General features: G+C 66.4%; 17 protein-coding genes. 10 read left to right on the forward strand and 7 right to left on the reverse strand.

What is annotated here, in order from left to right; genetic code table 11:
- Positions 1–32 precede the first annotated feature (32 nt).
- Positions 33–932 (forward strand): SDR family NAD(P)-dependent oxidoreductase, encoded by a 900-nt coding sequence (locus CA236_RS06970; protein ID WP_046410804.1) that lies wholly within the window; start codon positions 33–35, stop codon positions 930–932.
- Between the two features lie 96 nt (positions 933–1,028).
- Here CA236_RS06970 and CA236_RS06975 read toward each other — a convergent pair whose 3' ends face one another.
- Both CA236_RS06975 and epsC read right to left on the reverse strand, forming a co-directional pair.
- Positions 1,029–1,370 (reverse strand): DUF2794 domain-containing protein, encoded by a 342-nt coding sequence (locus tag CA236_RS06975; RefSeq protein WP_046410806.1) that lies wholly within the window; start codon positions 1,368–1,370, stop codon positions 1,029–1,031.
- Complete coding sequence (gene epsC, locus CA236_RS06980) at positions 1,370–2,056, reverse strand: serine O-acetyltransferase EpsC (RefSeq protein ID WP_125945052.1); 687 nt, start codon at positions 2,054–2,056, stop codon at positions 1,370–1,372. Before epsC ends, CA236_RS06975 begins: the two co-directional genes overlap by 1 nt.
- A 144-nt stretch (positions 2,057–2,200) precedes the next feature.
- On the opposite strand from epsC, the gene CA236_RS06985 reads away from it, so the two are divergent.
- From CA236_RS06985 to CA236_RS07000, 4 genes are all read left to right on the forward strand, one after another.
- Positions 2,201–2,971: a sulfite exporter TauE/SafE family protein gene (locus tag CA236_RS06985; protein ID WP_046410810.1), complete on the forward strand. Its 771-nt coding sequence runs from the start codon at positions 2,201–2,203 to the stop codon at positions 2,969–2,971.
- 71 nt (positions 2,972–3,042) lie between these two features.
- Complete coding sequence (locus CA236_RS06990) at positions 3,043–3,957, forward strand: hydrogen peroxide-inducible genes activator (RefSeq protein ID WP_046411788.1); 915 nt, start codon at positions 3,043–3,045, stop codon at positions 3,955–3,957.
- Positions 3,958–3,996: 39 nt separating this feature from the next.
- A complete protein-coding gene (locus CA236_RS06995; protein WP_206430522.1) occupies positions 3,997–5,109 on the forward strand; it encodes a phosphotransferase family protein in 1,113 nt (370 codons plus the stop codon).
- A gap of 5 nt (positions 5,110–5,114) precedes the next feature.
- Positions 5,115–6,254 (forward strand): epoxide hydrolase family protein, encoded by a 1,140-nt coding sequence (locus CA236_RS07000; protein ID WP_125945092.1) that lies wholly within the window; start codon positions 5,115–5,117, stop codon positions 6,252–6,254.
- A gap of 60 nt (positions 6,255–6,314) precedes the next feature.
- On the opposite strand, the gene gatB is transcribed toward CA236_RS07000, so the two are convergent.
- The 3 genes from gatB to gatC form a co-directional block, all read right to left on the reverse strand.
- Positions 6,315–7,778 (reverse strand): Asp-tRNA(Asn)/Glu-tRNA(Gln) amidotransferase subunit GatB, encoded by a 1,464-nt coding sequence (gene gatB / locus CA236_RS07005; RefSeq protein ID WP_125945053.1) that lies wholly within the window; start codon positions 7,776–7,778, stop codon positions 6,315–6,317.
- Between the two features lie 27 nt (positions 7,779–7,805).
- Positions 7,806–9,290: an Asp-tRNA(Asn)/Glu-tRNA(Gln) amidotransferase subunit GatA gene (gatA, locus tag CA236_RS07010; protein WP_125945054.1), complete on the reverse strand. Its 1,485-nt coding sequence runs from the start codon at positions 9,288–9,290 to the stop codon at positions 7,806–7,808.
- Between the two features lie 79 nt (positions 9,291–9,369).
- Complete coding sequence (gatC, locus tag CA236_RS07015) at positions 9,370–9,672, reverse strand: Asp-tRNA(Asn)/Glu-tRNA(Gln) amidotransferase subunit GatC (protein WP_046411790.1); 303 nt, start codon at positions 9,670–9,672, stop codon at positions 9,370–9,372.
- 137 nt (positions 9,673–9,809) lie between these two features.
- On the opposite strand from gatC, the gene CA236_RS07020 reads away from it, so the two are divergent.
- The 4 genes from CA236_RS07020 (at position 9,810) to CA236_RS07035 (ending at position 13,641) form a co-directional block, all read left to right on the forward strand.
- Complete coding sequence (locus CA236_RS07020; protein ID WP_046411792.1) at positions 9,810–10,910, forward strand: DUF3089 domain-containing protein; 1,101 nt, start codon at positions 9,810–9,812, stop codon at positions 10,908–10,910.
- Positions 10,907–11,365, forward strand: coding sequence for a Holliday junction resolvase RuvX (gene ruvX / locus CA236_RS07025; protein ID WP_125945055.1), 459 nt, complete (start codon positions 10,907–10,909; stop codon positions 11,363–11,365). The genes CA236_RS07020 and ruvX overlap by 4 nt, the downstream gene beginning before the upstream one ends.
- Positions 11,366–11,434: 69 nt before the next feature.
- Positions 11,435–12,424, forward strand: coding sequence for an aspartate carbamoyltransferase catalytic subunit (locus CA236_RS07030; RefSeq protein WP_125945056.1), 990 nt, complete (start codon positions 11,435–11,437; stop codon positions 12,422–12,424).
- The gene (locus CA236_RS07035; protein ID WP_125945057.1) at positions 12,421–13,641 is read left to right on the forward strand and encodes an amidohydrolase family protein; all 1,221 of its coding nucleotides are present in this window, start codon (positions 12,421–12,423) and stop codon (positions 13,639–13,641) included. The genes CA236_RS07030 and CA236_RS07035 overlap by 4 nt, the downstream gene beginning before the upstream one ends.
- Before the next feature lie 37 nt (positions 13,642–13,678).
- Here CA236_RS07035 and CA236_RS07040 read toward each other — a convergent pair whose 3' ends face one another.
- Entirely contained in the window at positions 13,679–14,986 is a 1,308-nt protein-coding gene (locus CA236_RS07040; protein ID WP_125945058.1) for an SPOR domain-containing protein, read from the reverse strand.
- 289 nt (positions 14,987–15,275) lie between these two features.
- On the opposite strand from CA236_RS07040, the gene CA236_RS07045 reads away from it, so the two are divergent.
- Positions 15,276–16,292: an SPOR domain-containing protein gene (locus CA236_RS07045; protein WP_125945059.1), complete on the forward strand. Its 1,017-nt coding sequence runs from the start codon at positions 15,276–15,278 to the stop codon at positions 16,290–16,292.
- 21 nt (positions 16,293–16,313) lie between these two features.
- On the opposite strand, the gene CA236_RS07050 is transcribed toward CA236_RS07045, so the two are convergent.
- Positions 16,314–16,535 (reverse strand): hypothetical protein, encoded by a 222-nt coding sequence (locus CA236_RS07050; RefSeq protein WP_125945060.1) that lies wholly within the window; start codon positions 16,533–16,535, stop codon positions 16,314–16,316.
- Between the last annotated feature and the right edge of the window lie 179 nt (positions 16,536–16,714).

Consider the following 16,714-nt stretch of genomic DNA (forward strand, 5'->3'; position numbering starts at 1 on the left):
CGCTTCTATCCAAGTGAGGGAGCGCCTTTTCCATGTCCATTCGTTTCGATGACAAGGTAGCCATCGTCACCGGCGCCGGCGGCGGTCTTGGCCGTGAATATGCGCTCGAGCTCGCGCGGCGCGGCGCAAAGGTCGTGGTCAACGATCTCGGCGGCGATCGCACCGGCTCTGGCGCGTCCGACGCCGCCCACAAGGTGGTCGAGGAGATCAAGGCCGCTGGCGGCGAGGCGATGGCGAACGGTGCCAGCGTCACCGAATATGATCAGATGGTCGAGATGGTGGCCAAGGCCAAGGAAGCCTGGGGCGGTGTCCACGTCCTGATCAACAACGCCGGCGTACTGCGCGACAAGTCGTTCGCGAAGATGGAGCCGGCCGACTTCGCCTTCGTCGTCCAGGTTCACCTGCTCGGTTCGGCTTATGCCACCAAGGCAGTGTGGGAGACGATGCGCGAGCAGAATTATGGCCGCATCCTGATGACCGCCTCGTCGACCGGCCTCTACGGCAACTTCGGCCAGACCAACTACGGCGCGGCGAAGCTTGGTCTCGCCGGCTTCACCAAGTCGCTCTACCTCGAAGGCGCGAAGAACAACATCAAGGTCAACACGCTGGCTCCCGTGGCAGGCACCCGTATGACCGAGGATCTGTTTCCCGAGCAGCTGTTCCAGGCCTTCTCGCCCGACAAGGTCGTCCCCGCCGCGCTGTATCTCGTCAGCGAGGATGCACCGACCAACCAGATCGTCGGCGCCGGCGCTGGCGTGTTCCAGGCTGCCTATGTCACGCTGACGCCCGGCGTTGCGCTGAGCGGCGACGAGCTGTCACCGGAAGGCATCGCCAAGCATTGGGCGGAAATCACCGATCGTACCGGTGAGATCGTGCCTGATTCGGGCGCCGGCCAGTCGATGATGATCGGCAAGAAGCTGCAGGGCGGCTGATCCTCAACCACCGGCGCGTGTCACCAGCGCGCGCCGGTGTTTGACTTGCTTGTCACCGGCAATTGGAAGCGGTGGCGGTCACCGCAGCGTAGCCGCTCAGCCGTCGACCAGCTTCATCAGACGTCGCTCGACAGGTGCCAGCACCGGGCCCAGTTCGTGCCCGCGCTTCACGATCTGGCCTGCCTCGCCGTACAGCGCCCACATGCCCTGCCGGTTGCGCAACGAGGGCCGCTTTTCGATCCGGAACTCTGGCCGCTCGGCCGTCCGCCGGAACGCCGCGAACTCGGCAGCGTCGCGTCCCAGGCTGATCGCATAATCGCGCCAATGCCCGGCCGCCACCATGCGCCCGTACAGATCGAGAATACGGTTCAGCTCGCCCCGGTCGAAGCCGATCTGACTCGGTTTGCCCTTCAGCGGAAAGGGTGTGACGACCCCCATCAGGCGCGGTTACGCTCCCGCCCCTCGCCCTGCTCATCCACCAGGGCGTCGAGCCGCTTCTTCATCGCCTCCAGTTCGCAACGCAGGATTTCCACCTTCTGCGTCGCCGGATCGAACATCTCGCTGCACGGCGTGCCATAGGCCATGAACTTGCGCTCAGGCGCCTGACCACCCTCCACCACCGTCGGCCGCGCGGGAATACCGACCATCACCGCGCCCTCGGGAACGTCGCGCGTGACCACCGCATTGGCGCCTACCCGCGCCCGGCGCCCGACGGTAATCGGGCCCAGCACCTGCGCGCCCGATCCGATGATCGCCCCGTCACTGATCGTTGGGTGCCGCTTGCCCGCTATGCCATTGTCGGGGCTGGTCCCGCCCAGCGTCACGCACTGATAGATGGTGACGTTGTCACCGATCTCCGCGGTCTCGCCGATCACCACGAACCCGTGGTCGATGAAGAAGTTGCGCCCGATCTTTGCACCCGGATGGATGTCGATCGCCGTCAGGAAGCGGGAGAGATGATTGACCGCGCGCGCCAGGAAGAACAGCCGCGCACGATACAGGCGGTGCGCAAGCCGGTGCCAGCCGAGCGCCCACACGCCAGGATAGGTCAGGATCTCCAGCCGCGAATGCGGTGCTGGATCACGCGCGCGGATCGAATCGAGATAAACCGCCAAACGCCCCATCACGCGTCCCCTTTCGAACGCGCGATCTAGGATGTCGTGCGCACGATTTCCAGCACCGCAAAGAATGAACATGGCCGGCGAAAGCATAGCAATCTTGTGGGATTTGCTCTCGTGCGGCATGGCATTCGCGTCAGTCACTAGGGGATGAGTGTGGATTTTTCGTCGCTGACCTTGGAAGCGCTGCTGCCGTTCATCCTCGTCGGCTTTGGCGCCCAGATCGTCGACGGCGCGCTCGGCATGGCGTTCGGGCTGATTTGCAACACGTTGCTGGTCGCGGTGATCGGCCTGTCGCCCGCACGCGCTTCAGCCAACATCCACATCGTCGAAACCTTCACCACTGCCATTTCCGGCATCAGCCATGTGCTGCACGGCAACGTGGACAAGCGGCTGTTCTTCCGGCTGCTCGTGCCCGGCATCATTGGCGGGGTAAGCGGCGCGTATCTACTGACCAATCTGGACGGTGAAACGGTGAAGCCCTTTGTGCTGGGCTATCTGATCTTTGTCGGCATCTACCTGCTCGTCCGCGGGCTGCTGTTCTCTGCGCCGCGCGGCAAGCCCAAGGTGGTGGAGCCGCTCGGCCTCGTCGGCGGCTTCCTCGATGCGGCTGGCGGCGGCGGCTGGGGCCCGATCGTCACGTCCAACCTGCTGGTGCAGGGGCTGGAGCCACGCCGAGTGGTAGGAACGGTCAATGCGGTCGAATTCTTCCTGACACTGACGGTATCGGCAACGTTCATCTGGCATCTCGGTCTGGAGGATTTCGCCACCGCTACGGTCGGCCTGCTGATTGGCGGCGTCATCGCCGCGCCGCTTGGCGCCGTCATGGCGAAGCGCATCCCGACCACCGTGATGCTGGTTCTGGTCGGCGCCGTCCTGACGATCACAAGCACTTACGGTTTTATCCGCGCGGTTCTGTAACCTCTGCGGTCGATCTCGCATGATCGACCGAATGCACTATATCATGGCCATTGATCGATCGGACCGATTATATGGCGAACATCTATCTACCGACGCTGAAGCAGCTTCAATATCTCGTTGCGCTCAAGGATCAGGGGCATTTCGGCCGCGCGGCGGAGACGTGCTACGTCACGCAATCGACGCTGTCGGCGGGCATCCGTGAACTGGAAACGCTGATCGGGGTGACGCTGGTTGAACGCACTCGCCGCGTGGTCCGCTTCACGCCGCTGGGTGATCAGATTGTCGCCAAGGCACGGCGTATCCTGCGCGAGGCGGAGGAGCTTGGCGACATGGCACGGGCTGCCGGCCGCCCCCTGTCGGGCGAGATGCGGATGAGCGTGATCCCGACCATCGCGCCGTTCCTGCTCCCCCGGGTGCTGCCCCGGCTGCGCGCCGATTATCCCGATCTGAAGCTCTACCTGCGCGAGGAACCCAGCGCCCAGGCGTGCGAGGCGCTGCACAGTGGCAGGGCCGACTGTGTCCTACTCGCCCTGCCCTACGCCTGCGGCGACGTGACGACCGAACCGTTGTTCGACGATCGCCTGTTCCTCGCCTTTCCGACCGGCGAGCTTCCGGACAGCGTCCAGCCCGTGTCGCCGCTGGAAATCGATGAAACCCGCCTCCTGATGCTGGAGGATGGCCATTGCCTGAAGGATCATGTGCTCGCCGCCTGCAACCGGCCGGAGTTGCGCGCGGAGGCGACCATGATGGGTACGTCGCTTCACACCATCGTACAGATGGTCGACAATGGCCTGGGCCTGACGATGCTGCCCGAGATCGCGCTTACCGCGGGCATCCTCGACCATACGGGGATCACGGCCCGGCCGCTCGGCGGCGACAATCCGAAACGGACGATTGCGCTCGCCTGGCGCCGCGCCTCCCCGCGTGAAAAGGATTTTCGCCTCCTCGCCGAAATACTGTCATCCGTCAGGGATCGGCCGATTTGATCTTCTAACGACCTCATCTTTCGCGTTAGGTGTCGTGAAATGACGCAGAACATGCGCGAGGGAGAGGATGATGCCGCTGTTTTCAACGCCTGCATTGCGGGCGGCGCGTGCATGACAGGCGCACGACTTACCGACGTTTCGCCACGCCACCAGTTCGATGAACCGCGTCTGGCGGCATGGCTGGGCCGCCATGTCGAGGGTTTTGGCAGCGACATGCGGGTGCAGCAATTCGTCGGCGGCGCATCCAACCCGACGTTCATGCTGTCCACTGACGCCGGCGACTATGTGCTGCGCAAGAAGCCGCCTGGGCAGCTGCTGGCGAGCGCACATCAGGTGGAGCGTGAGTATCGCGCGATGGCGGCGCTGCGGGAAACGGACGTCCCGGTTCCCAGCATGCGCGCGCTCTGCGACGACCCCAACGTGATCGGGACTGCCTTTTACGTCATGGATTATCTCGAAGGGCGCATCTTCCGCGATGCGACGCTCCCCGATCTGACCCCGGCGGAGCGATCGGCCGTCTATGACCAGCTCAATCAGACGCTGGCTGCACTCCATCAGGTCGATCACCGCGCCGTCGGCCTCGAAGATTACGGTCGCCCGACCGGCTATTTCGATCGCCAGATCGCACGATGGATCAAGCAATATCGCGGGGCGGAGACGGAGCCGATCCCCGCGATGGAGGCGCTGATCGCAGAACTGCCCGCACGCGTTCCGAAGGATGAGGCGGTCAGCATCGCGCATGGCGACTACCGGCTCGAAAACGTCATGTTCCATCCAACCGAACCGCGGCTGATCGCGGTGCTCGACTGGGAATTGTCGACCATCGGACACCCGCTCGCCGACCTCGGTTACAATTGCTTCATGTGGCATTCGACGTCGCCCAGCTGGGGCACGCTGGAGGGCGTCGATTTCGCGACCAGCGGCATCCCCCGCGAGGAGGATTATGTCGCCGCCTACAGCCGCCGAACGGGACGCGGCGACGCGATCGAGGACTGGAACTTCTACCTCGCCTTCGCGGTGTTCCGCCTCGCCTCGATCAGCCAGGGCGTCTACGCCCGCGCGCTTGCCGGGGTGACGCCGAACGCCGGGGAGGCCGTGAACGGCACCCCGATGCTGGCGGAACAGGCACTCTCCCTCCTCCGGCGCGGATGACCCCGATGGACGATGCGATCACTCCCTTCACCCTCGCCATCCCACAGGCGGATCTTGATGATTTGAGGGATCGGCTGGCGCGCACCCGATGGCCGGAGCGCGAAACCGTCGACGATTGGCAACAGGGTGTGCCGCTCGCCGCCGCGCGCGCGCTCGTGGATCATTGGCAGCACCGCTACGATTGGCGCCGGTGCGAGGCGGCGCTCAACGCGGTGGGCCAGTTCACGACCCCGATCGACGGGTTGAACATCCACTTCCTGCACCGTCGCTCCCCTAACCCCGACGCCTTGCCGCTCATCCTGACCCATGGCTGGCCCGGCTCGGTTGTCGAGTTCCTGAAGGTGATCGGTCCGCTTACCGATCCGGCGGCGCATGGCGGCGATCCCGCCGATGCGTTCCACGTCATCTGCCCCTCACTCCCTGGCTACGGCTTTTCCGATCGCCCCGCTGAAGCGGGCTGGGGTGTGCCGCGGATCGCCGCCGCGTGGATCACGCTCATGAAGCGGCTCGGCTATCAGCGTTTCGGCGCCCAGGGCGGCGATTGGGGATCGGCCGTCACTACTGCAATCGGGGCCAGCGGTGACCCTTCCGTGGCCGGCATACACCTGAACATGGTGACGGTAAGGCCGACGCCGGAGGATGTCGCCAACGCGACCGAGGCGGAAAAGGCGGCCCTGGCGGACCTGAAACGTCATTCTGACGAGGGCACCGGCTATTCGAAACAGCAATCCACCCGGCCCCAGACGCTTGGCTACGCCTTGGTCGATTCGCCGGTGGGGCAAGCCAAGTGGATCTACGAGAAGTTCCACGAGTGGACAGATTGCAACGGGGTGCCGGAGAACGCGCTGACCCGGGATGAAATGCTCGACGACATCATGATCTACTGGCTGACCGGCACCGGCGCCTCGTCAGCCCGGCTCTATTGGGAGAGCTTCGGCGCCTTCGGCGGACAGAAGGTCACGGTGCCAACCGGGTGCAGCATCTTCCCCAAGGAAATCCTGCGGCCGTCCCGCCGCTGGGCGGAGAAGAGCTATACCAACATCATCCACTGGAACGAGCTGGACCGCGGCGGGCATTTCGCCGCGCTCGAACAACCCGAATTGTTCGTGGAAGAGGTGCGCGCCACCTTCCGCTCGCTGCGCTGACGCAGCGCCAGCACGACGCTGGCGGTCACCCCGGCGCCCGCCGCCGGGGTGACGCTCCGATCAGCCCAGCGCCTTCTTCAGCAGCTCGTTGACGACGCCTGGGTTGGCCTTGCCGCCCATCGCCTTCATCGTCTGCCCGACGAAGAAGCCGAACAACGCGACCTTGCCACCGCGATACTGTTCCAGCTGGTTGGGGTTCTTGGCCAGCACCTCGGCAATCACCGCCTCGATCGCGCCGGAATCGCTGGTCTGCTTCAGCCCGCGCTCCTCGACGATCTTGCCCGGCGCGTCGCCGGTTTCCAGCATCACCTCGAACACCTGCTTCGCCAGGCTACCCGACAGCGTGCCGTCCGCCACCAGTGCCAGGAGCTCCGCCGCCTGCCCCGGCGTCACGGGCGATTCTGTGATGTCCTTGCCGACCCGGTTCAGCGCACCGAACAGCTCACCCGTCACCCAGTTGGATGCCGCGACCGGCGCCGTGCCTTCTTCCAGCAGCGCATCGAACCAGCGCGCCGTCTCGACCTCGGCGGTCAGCACGCCCGCATTGTACGGCGTAATCCCCGCCGCCTCATACCGCTTGCGCTTTGCATCCGGCAGTTCGGGAAGCGAGGCACGGCATTCCTCGAGGAATGCGTCATCCAGTTCCAGCGGCAGCAGGTCGGGATCGGGGAAGTAACGGTAATCGTGCGCGTCTTCCTTCGACCGCATCGACCGCGTCGTGCCCGTGTCGGCGTTGAACAGCCGCGTTTCCTGAACGATCTTCCCGCCGCTCTCCAGCACGTCGACCTGGCGGTTCGCCTCATGCTCGATAGCCGCCATCACGAAGCGCACGGAGTTGACGTTCTTCGTCTCCGTACGCGTGCCGAATTCCTCGCCCGGCCGCCGCACGCTGACGTTGACGTCGGCACGCATGGAGCCTTCCTCCATGTTGCCGTCGCAGCTGCCGACATAGCGCAGGATCGCGCGCAGCTTGCGCAGATAGGCGCCCGCCTCGGCCGGCGAACGCATGTCCGGCCGGCTGACGATCTCCATCAGCGCCACGCCCGACCGGTTCAGGTCGACATAGGAACGCGTCGGATGCTGATCGTGCATCAGCTTGCCGGCGTCCTGCTCGACGTGGATGCGCTCCACACCGATCGTCTTCACCGTCTCGCCATCCTCGATCTCGATCGAGCCTTCACCGACAAGCGGATGATAAAGCTGCGAAATCTGATAGCCTTGGGGAAGATCGGCGTAGAAATAATTCTTGCGGTCGAACCGCGACCATTTGTTGATCTGCGCGTCGATCGCCATGCCCGTGCGAACCGCTTGGCGGATGCACTCGCGGTTCGGCACCGGCAGCATGCCGGGCATCGCCGCGTCGATCAGGCTGACCTGCGAATTGGGCTCCGCGCCGAACGCGGTGGCCGCGCCGGAGAACAGCTTGGCGTTGGAGGTCACCTGTGCGTGCACCTCAAGGCCGATCACGACTTCCCAGTCGCCGGTGGCACCCTTGATGCGATATGGTGCGGTTGCGTCAGCCATTGGCCAGATTCCCGAATTCGAACGTCATTACCACCACGCCTGCGGCCGGGCCACGAAGCCCGCGCGCTCCTCGATCGCGAGCGCCGCGTTCAGCACGCCCTGCTCATCCAGCGCCCTGCCGATCACCTGCAGCCCCAGCGGCAGCCCCTTGCGATCCAGCCCGCCCGGCACGCTCATCGCCGGCAGCCCGGCAAGGCTCGACGGCACGGTGAACACGTCGTTGAGGTACATCGCTAGCGGATCGGCGCTCTTCTCGCCCAGTGCGAACGCCGCCGACGGTGCGGTCGGCGTCAGCAGCACGTCGCAGCTTTCCCAGGCCTTCTCGAAATCCTGCGCGATCAGCGTGCGGACCTTCGACGCCTGCGTGAAATAGGCATCGTAGAAGCCAGCCGACAGCACATAGGTACCGATCAGGATACGCCGCTTCACCTCGTCGCCGAAGCCGGCGGCGCGCGTCGCTGCGTACATTTCCTGCAGGTTCGCGCCGTCCGGCAGGTCGCGCAGACCATAACGCACGCCATCATAGCGCGCGAGGTTCGACGACGCCTCGGCCGGCGCGATGATGTAATAGGCCGGCAGCGCGTATTTGGTGTGCGGCAGCGACACCTCGACGATCTCGGCGCCCGCATCCTTCATCCAGGCGATACCCTGCTGCCAGAGCGCCTCGATCTCCTCGGGCATATTTTCGACGCGATATTCGCGCGGAATGCCGACGCGCTTGCCTGCCATGCTGGCGTTCAGCGACTGCTCCCACTGCGGCACCGGCAGGTCGAGCGAGGTGGCGTCCTTCGCGTCGAAGCCGCTCATCGCCTCCAGCATGATCGCGCAATCGCGCACGTCGCGCGCCATCGGCCCCGCCTGGTCCAGGGACGAGGCAAAAGCGATCGTGCCCCAGCGCGAGCAGCGGCCATAGGTCGGCTTGATGCCCGAAATGCCGGTGAAGGCCGCCGGCTGACGGATCGAGCCGCCCGTATCGGTGCCGGTCGCACCCGGGCACAGCCGCGCCGCCACGGCGGAGGAAGAACCACCCGACGAGCCACCCGGCGCCAGCGGCGTTGTGCTGCCGTCGTTGCTGCGCCAGGGCGAGATGACATTGCCGAATGCGCTGGTCTCGTTGGACGAGCCCATGGCGAACTGGTCCATGTTCAGCTTGCCGAGCATCCCGGCGCCCGCGTTCCACAGGTTCTGCGACACCGTCGATTCGTACTGCGGCGTGAAGCCTTCCAGGATGTGGCTGGCAGCGGTGGTCGGCACGCCCTTGGTGCAGAACAGGTCCTTCATGCCGATCGGCACGCCGGCCAGCGGCTTCAGCTCATCGCCCGCCGCGCGCGCGGCATCGGCGGCATCGGCGGCGGCCAGTGCATGGTCCGGCGTTTCGACCAGAAAGGCGTTCAGCGGCTTGGCGCGGCTGACCGCGTCGTTGAAAGCGGTGGCAACGTCGCGCGCGGAAAAGGTGCCGGCACGCACCCCGTCGCGAATATCGCGAATGCCAAGATCGGTGAGGTCAGTCATCAAAACACCGTCACGCCGGCGATCGCCGGCTGTTCAAGGAATAGGAGCGCCTTCGGGCGCCGTGCGGCCACGATCGCCATCATTCGATCACCTTGGGCACGGTGAAGAAGCCATGCTCCGCCTGCGGCGCATTGGCGAGCACCGCGTCGCGGATGCCGCCACCGGTCAGCGGATCGGCATTCACCACATCGTCGCGCAGGCGCAGCTTGTTGGGGATCACCGCGGTCATCGGTGCGACGCCGCTGGTATCCACCTCGCCCAGTTGCTCGATCCAGCCGAGGATGTTGTTCAGCTCGGGCACGAGCCGCTCGGCGGCGGCATCGTCGATCGCGATGCGCGCAAGGCTCGCGACCTTCTTCACGGTGACGGTATCTACGGACATGGCGCCCGCTACCATCGGCGCGGGGCGAAGCGCAATGGGCGGGAAAGCGGATCGCGCACGCCCCTGCGCGCCCATCTGCGATGGCGTTCACCATGCCCGAAGTTGCGCGGCCGCCGCGACTGGGGCAGGCGGCGCCCATGGCTCGCAAGTTTCTTTACGTCATGGCGGTGCTGATCGCGCTGATTATCGCGTTTCAGATCACCTGGAACTTCTACGGCAGCGATCTGGTCCGCTGGTATTACAAGCCGAAGGTCGCGTTCGAGCAGCAGCCGGCCTTGCAGGAAAACGAATATGACCGCGCCGACATGTGGCTCGCGCGGCCGGATCGGACCGGGAACCCGGCACTATGGACCCCGGCGGGGTATCAGCCGCGCACGACGCCCGGCGGGCCCGCGGTCTTCTTCATCCATCCGACCTCCTATCTCAGCGCCGACCACTGGAACGCGCCGCTCGACGATGAGGAGGCGAATGCCCGTGCAGCGCTGTTCCTCCGTGGACAGGCAAGCGTGTTCAACGAGGTGGGCGAGATCTGGGCGCCGCGTTATCGTCAGGCGACCTTTGGGTCGTTCCTCACCAATGCGGCGGATGCGCAGCGCGCGCTCGAGCTCGCCTATGGCGACATCCAGGCCGCTTTCGCTGCATTCCTCAGAGAGATCGGGCCCGAACGACCGATGATCCTTGCCGGCCACAGCCAGGGCGCCCTGCACTTGACTCATCTGCTGAAGGATCAGGTTGCGGGCACGCCGCTCGCCCGCCGCGTGGTGGCAGCCTATGTCGTGGGCTGGCCGGTCAGCCGCAGCAACGATCTGCCTGCGCTGGGTCTCCCCGAATGTACCCGCGCCGATCAGCATGGCTGCCTGTTGTCGTGGGAAAGCTTTGCCGAGCCGGCAGACCCTGCGCTGGTGATCGACACTTATGACAGCAGCACCGGCTTCGATGGCAAGCCGCGCCGGGGCAGCACGCTTGTCTGCACCAATCCGCTGACCGGCACCGCCAACGCCGCTGCACCCGCCACCGCCAACGCGGGCACGCTGTTCCCGTCAGAGGATCTTGCCAGCGCCTCGATCGAGGCGGGCAAGGTGCCCGCACGCTGTGGCGATCGCGGGCTGCTGCTCATCGGCGAAGGACCGGACGTCGGGCCCTATGTGCTCCCCGGCAACAATTACCACGTCTATGATTATTCCCTGTTCTGGGCGAACGTCCGCCAGGACGCAGCCCGGCGGGTGGCGGCACGATGATTACGGCAAGCGCTTCCGAGTTTCGCGAGACCCTGCCCGCCGGGGGCCGCCTGCTTGGTCTTGACCTTGGCACCAAGACGATCGGTACCGCGCTGTGCGACGCCGGCTGGACCTTCGCCAGCCCCGCCGCACTGATCCGGCGGCGGAAGTTCACGCAGGACAAGGCCGCGCTGGCGGAGCTGATCACCGCGCAGAAGGTCGCCGGCATCGTACTCGGCCTCCCGCTCAATCTCGATGGCAGCGAAAGTCCGCGCAGCCAGTCGACCCGCGCCTTTGCCCGCAACATCACCGATCTTGGTCCCATCCTGCTGTGGGACGAACGTTGGTCCACCGTGGCGGTCGAACGGGTGATGATCGAACAGGACATGAGCCGGGCAAAACGTGCCGAGCGAATCGATTCGCTGGCGGCGGCGCACATCCTTCAGGCCGCGATCGACGCCCTCACGACCGGCTGATCATCGGCGCGCCGCTACGGGATACAGCGGCTTGCCCTGCCTGCGCGCCATGATTATCCGGCGCCTTCGATGCCAATGTCGGACCACCGCCCCGCTTCCCTCATTTCCGGAGGCGATGTTTTTCCGCACCGTCACCTCACCGGAATCGAGGGTCTTCAGCCACACGAGATCAGCTTCCTCCTCGACGAGGCGGAAGGCTGGATCGCCGCGAACCGCGATCGCGCGGCGCCCGACAAGAGGCTGGCCGGCCTCACGCAGATCAACGCCTTCTTCGAAAATTCGACGCGCACGCTGCTCAGCTTCGAAATCGCGGGCAAGCGGCTCGGCGCTGACGTCGTGAACATGCACGCCGCGCAGTCCAGCGTGAAAAAGGGTGAGACGCTGATCGACACCGCCATGACGCTGAACGCCATGCGGGCGGACGTGCTGGTCATCCGGCACATGTCGTCCGGGGCGGTCCGGCTGATCGCGGACAAGGTGGACTGCCCCGTCCTCAACGCCGGCGACGGGCGGCACGAACACCCGACGCAGGCACTGCTCGACGCACTGACCATCCGCCGGCGCCGCGGCACGATCCACAATCAGCGCGTCGTCATCTGCGGCGACGTGCTGCACAGCCGCGTTGCCCGGTCCAACATCCTGGCCCTGACGGCCCTCGCCGCGGAGGTGCGCGTTTGTGCCCCTTCGACGCTGATGCCACCGGCGAGCGACCGCATGGGCGTCACCCCCTTCACCGATTTCGACGCCGCGCTTGAGGGTGCCGACGTGGTCATGATGCTGCGGCTTCAAACCGAGCGCATGTCGGGCGGCTACGTCCCCTCCAGCCGCGAATACCGGCTGCGTTATGGCCTCACACCGGAGCGGCTGGCGCGCGCCAAGCCCGACGCATTGGTCATGCACCCGGGCCCGATGAACCGCGGCGTGGAGATCGACTCCAGCGTTGCCGACCATCCCGAACGTTCCGCCATCACCGAACAGGTCGAGATGGGCGTGGCCGTACGCATGGCCTGCCTCGACGTGCTGACCCGACGAGCACGCGGCGTGGAGGGCTGGGCATGAGCAACGCGATTCATTTCCGCAACGCCCGCATCCTGTGCGCGCGTAATGGCGAGCGCCGCGGCGACCTGTATGTTGCCGATGGCCGCATCGTCGACGAGGCTCGCGACGGCGCCACCGTCATTGACTGCGCCGGAAAGCTGCTCGCGCCTGCGATCGTCGACTTGGGCGTTGCGACGATCGATCGCGCCGCCTTCCGCGCCGGTGGCATCGTCCGCGTCGGCCTGTTGCCCGATCAAAATCCCGTACTGGACGAGCCCGGCATCGTGCAGCGGTCGGCGTTGATCGGCCGGCCAGACCTGTGGATCCACCCGATCGCCGCCGCCACCCGCGGGCTTGAGGGCACCGATCTTGCGGAAATGGCGATCTGCGCCTCTGCCGGCGCGCGCGCGGTTGGCACCGGCCCGCGCTGGATCGCTGATTCGGGCGTCATGGCACGCGTCCTCGCTTATGCCCGCGACCTTGACCTCGCCGTCATCACCCATGCCGAGGACGGCGGGCTGGTCGGCGATGCCGTGGCCACGACTGGTGAGACGGCGACTCGCCTCGGCCTGCCCGCCGCCCCCGCGCTCGCCGAACCGCTGGCGATTGCGCGCGACCTGATGCTGGCGGAGGCCGCGGATGCGCGCATCCACATTCGCCAGGTCACGACCGCCGCCGGCTTCGATCTCGTCCGCGCGGCCAAGCGTCGCGGCGTGCGCGTCACCTGCGGCATCACGCCCGCTCATTTGCTGCTGTCGGACATCGCCATGAGCGATTTTCGCACCTTCGCGCGCCTGTCCCCCCCGCTGCGCTCGGAGGAGGATCGCCGTGCCGCACTCGCGGCGCTGGCGGATGGCACGATCGACGTACTGTGTTCAGGCCACGATCCGCGCGGGCCGGAGGAAAAGCGTCTGCCCTTTGCTGATGCCGTTCCCGGCGCCGCCGGCGCCGCCACGCTCCTTGCGCTGGCGCTCGGCCTCGCGCTGGACGGCACCGTCACACCGGATCGCCTGCCCGCGCTGCTCGCCCGCAATCCGGCGTCGGTGCTCGGGCTGGATAGCGGCGTCCTTGCGCCGGGACAGGAGGCTGACCTGATGCTCGTCGATCCTGACAAGCCGTGGCAGATCAATGCGGATACGCTGCCAGGTATGGCCGGCAACACGCCGTTCGACGGACTGCCCGTACAGGGCCGCGTGCTTCGCCTGTTCAAGGGCGGCCGAGAGATAACGACGGGCTGATCAGCCGATCAGCACCGCCGGATCCGGGCGAGGCGGTTCAGCGGCCGGCGAGTTGGACCTTGCCGGCCTTGACCCACACCGCCGTCTGATCGCCGGCTCCTGTCCGCACGAAGCAACGCCCGCCAGTCGCACGATAGCCACGGCACAGCGTCTCGGCATCGCTGCGACCAAACCCGCCCACCGACAGGCGGTAGAACGACTTGAACGCCATGCCGGTCGGCGTCTGCTCGGCCAGCACGGGATAGCGGCGCTGCGCCCGATGCCAGGCATCCTTCGCGACATCCGCCGAATCAAACGCGCCGAGTTGCACGTACCACTTGCCCTTCGCCATCTCCCGTGCCGCAGGGGCCGGCGTCGCAGCCGCCAGCCGCGTTCTGGGCTCGACGCCTGCGGGAGCAGCCGGGACGCGGCCCACTGGCAGCGATTGCACCACCTCCTGCCGCGCGGCGAACACGATCCTGCTGCCCGACGGCGACGTCATCGTGGCGGCCGGCTCCACCTGCGCAACCTCAACCGCCTCGTTGGCCGCGGCCTCGGGCGAAGCTGCGTCGGCAGGCACCTGGCTCGGGGCGGCCGCCGCAAGCTGGGTCACCGGAACGCTCGCATTCAGCGCCAGCGCAACCGGCAGACCGGGATCCTTCACCGGAATGACGCCGAGCAGTGCCGAGACCTGATCGGCCGCCCCCGTCGGCTTGGCGAACGCGGTCCATTCCAGCATCCGGGCATCAGCCGCCTGCGGTGCCATGTCGATCCCGGCAACCTGCCGCGCCTCGGCCCAGCGGCCCGCGAGCGCCAGCACCAAAGCGAAATTCTGACGTGTCGTCGCGGTAGCATCCGGCGAGCGCGCCGCCGTCATCAGCAATTCGGCGCCCGTGGCCGGATCCCCGGCCAGGGCCATCGCCAGCCCGCGATCAGCGGCCGGCACGATGGTGGCATGTTCCTCCAACAGGGTGCGCGCCTCATCCCACTGCCCCTCGGCGATCATCGCCAGGGCGAGGTTGAGTGCCGCCTTGCCATTGGTCGGCGACAGCTGAAGCACGTCGGCATAAGCAGTATGCGCCGAGGTAAAGCGCCCGGCCTTCAGGTAGGACGCGCCCAGCAGGGCACGAAGCTCTGCGTCACGCGGCATCGCCGCCACGGCCGCCTCGGCATAGCTGATCGCCTTGATCGCATCGCCCTTCGCCAGCGCCTGCTGCGCCTTGGCCGCGTTGTTCTCGGCCAGCTTGGCGAGCTTCTCGTCGCTGCGGCTGCTGGCGGTCGAGATGCCGCCTTGCGCACACCCGACCATCGTCCCGCCCAGCATCAACGCGGATAGGCTCAGGCCGGCAATCGCGCGCTTCTTCATGTCTCAGTCCCCGAACCAGCTTCGTTGGCGGCGCCGGCGTGGCTCGTCAGCCGCTCCCCCGCACACACAGACGTGCGGGTCGCCATGCTGCCGCCCGAGGGCGGTCGTGCCTCGATGGTATTGCCACCTTGCCAGCGTAGATGTGCCCCTTTGGGTCTAAGGAATGGTAAATGGCGGCCCACTTTCGCTGACAAGAGGTTATGGAAGCGGTAATCTTATGCGATCAGATCGCTGCTCCGGCCGCGCGACACTGCTTGTCGCCGGAGCCGCTGGATGGGGGTTTGACCAGATGCGAAATGCCTGCCTGTTGCTGCTCGTGGCGGCACTTCTCGCCGCTGCGCCGGCTGCGGCCGACGTGAAGCAGGGTGTGGATGCGTGGACGCGGGGTGACTATAAGGCGGCGGTTCAGACCTGGCGCCCGCTTGCGGTGGCCGGCAATGCCGATGCCCAGTTCAACATGGGTCAGGCCTACAAACTGGGCCGCGGCGTCCAGGCCGATCTGCCCGCCGCGATCGAGTGGTTCCGCAAGGCCGCTGTGCAGGGACATGCGCAGGCGATCGACAATTACGGCCTCGCCCTGTTCCAGGAAGGCAAGAAGGCCGAGGCATTGCCCTGGCTGGAGAAATCCGTGGCGCGGGGCGAGCGGCGCACCCAGCTCGTCCTTGGCACCATGTTGTTCAACGCGGACGGTGTCGCCCGCGACTGGACCCGCGCCTATGCACTCGTCACCCGCTCCTCGCAGCAAGGCCTGCCACAGGCGTCGCAGACGCTCGCGCAGATGGATCGATATATCCCGGAGGTGCAGCGGCAGCAGGGGCTCACCCTCGCCCGTAAATATGAGGCTGACGCGCGGGCGCTCGCTGCATCCCTCCCGGCACCGCGTGCCCCCGGCGCGACGGTCAATTCCGCGCCGCCGCGCGCCGCGACGCCAACCGGCCCATCGCCCGCCCCGGCAGTGGCGACGCGCGCGCCGCTGACGACGTCCGGAAGCACGCCTCCATCCGCGGCTAGCCCCGCCGCGACGCCGCGCCCGGCGCCGGCCGTCGCCGCGCCCCGGCCTACACCCGCGCCCGCACCCGCTCCAGCCGCGAGCGGCGGGAATTGGCGTATCCAGCTCGGCGCGTTCCGCAACGAGTCCAACGCGCGCAACCTCTGGGCACAGGTCGGCAGCCGCACCGGCGGCAGCCCCAGCTACGTGAAGGCAGGCGCCGTCACGCGCTTGCAGGCGACGGGATTTGCCTCACGCAGCGCGGCGCAGGCGGCGTGCGCCAAGGCCCGCGTCAGCTGCGTCGTGGTCGCTCCCTGATGATCGCTGACGCGGCGGGGTTCAGATGATCCCGCCGCCCAGCATCAGGCGCAGCGCGAAGATCACGACCAGCACGATGTTCAGGTTGCGCCCGCCATTGGTGGACGACAAAGCGCCCACCGCGATGCCCACGATCCCGATCGGGATCACGAACCAGTTCAACCAACCGAGCAGCGGCATGAACGCCACGATTCCCAGCAAGAGGGTGACGAGGCCGATCAGAATCGAAGCAATATTCAGCATCCGCAAGACATGGTGCCAGACGGGGTGTGTTGCAAGCATGGGACACATCATGGGCATCCTTCCTTAAGGATGCGGCGATAATCATGAGGCCGTTTTCGAGGGAGCGATGATGAAAACCAACGTTATGCTTGGGGTGGCAACAGCGTTGCTCGCACTCGCCTCCTGCGGATCTCCGCCCG

Origin of the sequence: Sphingomonas sp. ABOLG (genome assembly GCF_003950435.1) — a bacterium.
Taxonomy (GTDB): Bacteria; Pseudomonadota; Alphaproteobacteria; order Sphingomonadales; family Sphingomonadaceae; genus Sphingomonas; species Sphingomonas panaciterrae.

Coding starts and splice junctions, on each gene's coding strand:
- CA236_RS06990 (WP_046411788.1), top strand. CDS start 3,043: ATGGCGAACATCTATCTACCGACGCTGAAGCAGCTTCAATATCTCGTT.
- CA236_RS07030 (WP_125945056.1), top strand. CDS start 11,435: ATGCCAATGTCGGACCACCGCCCCGCTTCCCTCATTTCCGGAGGCGAT.
- CA236_RS07020 (WP_046411792.1), top strand. CDS start 9,810: ATGGCTCGCAAGTTTCTTTACGTCATGGCGGTGCTGATCGCGCTGATT.
- CA236_RS06970 (WP_046410804.1), top strand. CDS start 33: ATGTCCATTCGTTTCGATGACAAGGTAGCCATCGTCACCGGCGCCGGC.
- epsC (WP_125945052.1), bottom strand. CDS start 2,056: ATGGGGCGTTTGGCGGTTTATCTCGATTCGATCCGCGCGCGTGATCCA.
- CA236_RS07035 (WP_125945057.1), top strand. CDS start 12,421: ATGAGCAACGCGATTCATTTCCGCAACGCCCGCATCCTGTGCGCGCGT.
- ruvX (WP_125945055.1), top strand. CDS start 10,907: ATGATTACGGCAAGCGCTTCCGAGTTTCGCGAGACCCTGCCCGCCGGG.
- CA236_RS07000 (WP_125945092.1), top strand. CDS start 5,115: ATGGACGATGCGATCACTCCCTTCACCCTCGCCATCCCACAGGCGGAT.
- gatB (WP_125945053.1), bottom strand. CDS start 7,778: ATGGCTGACGCAACCGCACCATATCGCATCAAGGGTGCCACCGGCGAC.
- CA236_RS07040 (WP_125945058.1), bottom strand. CDS start 14,986: ATGAAGAAGCGCGCGATTGCCGGCCTGAGCCTATCCGCGTTGATGCTG.
- CA236_RS06975 (WP_046410806.1), bottom strand. CDS start 1,370: ATGGGGGTCGTCACACCCTTTCCGCTGAAGGGCAAACCGAGTCAGATC.
- CA236_RS07045 (WP_125945059.1), top strand. CDS start 15,276: ATGCGAAATGCCTGCCTGTTGCTGCTCGTGGCGGCACTTCTCGCCGCT.
- gatA (WP_125945054.1), bottom strand. CDS start 9,290: ATGACTGACCTCACCGATCTTGGCATTCGCGATATTCGCGACGGGGTG.
- CA236_RS06995 (WP_206430522.1), top strand. CDS start 3,997: ATGACGCAGAACATGCGCGAGGGAGAGGATGATGCCGCTGTTTTCAAC.
- gatC (WP_046411790.1), bottom strand. CDS start 9,672: ATGTCCGTAGATACCGTCACCGTGAAGAAGGTCGCGAGCCTTGCGCGC.
- CA236_RS06985 (WP_046410810.1), top strand. CDS start 2,201: ATGAGTGTGGATTTTTCGTCGCTGACCTTGGAAGCGCTGCTGCCGTTC.
- CA236_RS07050 (WP_125945060.1), bottom strand. CDS start 16,535: ATGCTGAATATTGCTTCGATTCTGATCGGCCTCGTCACCCTCTTGCTG.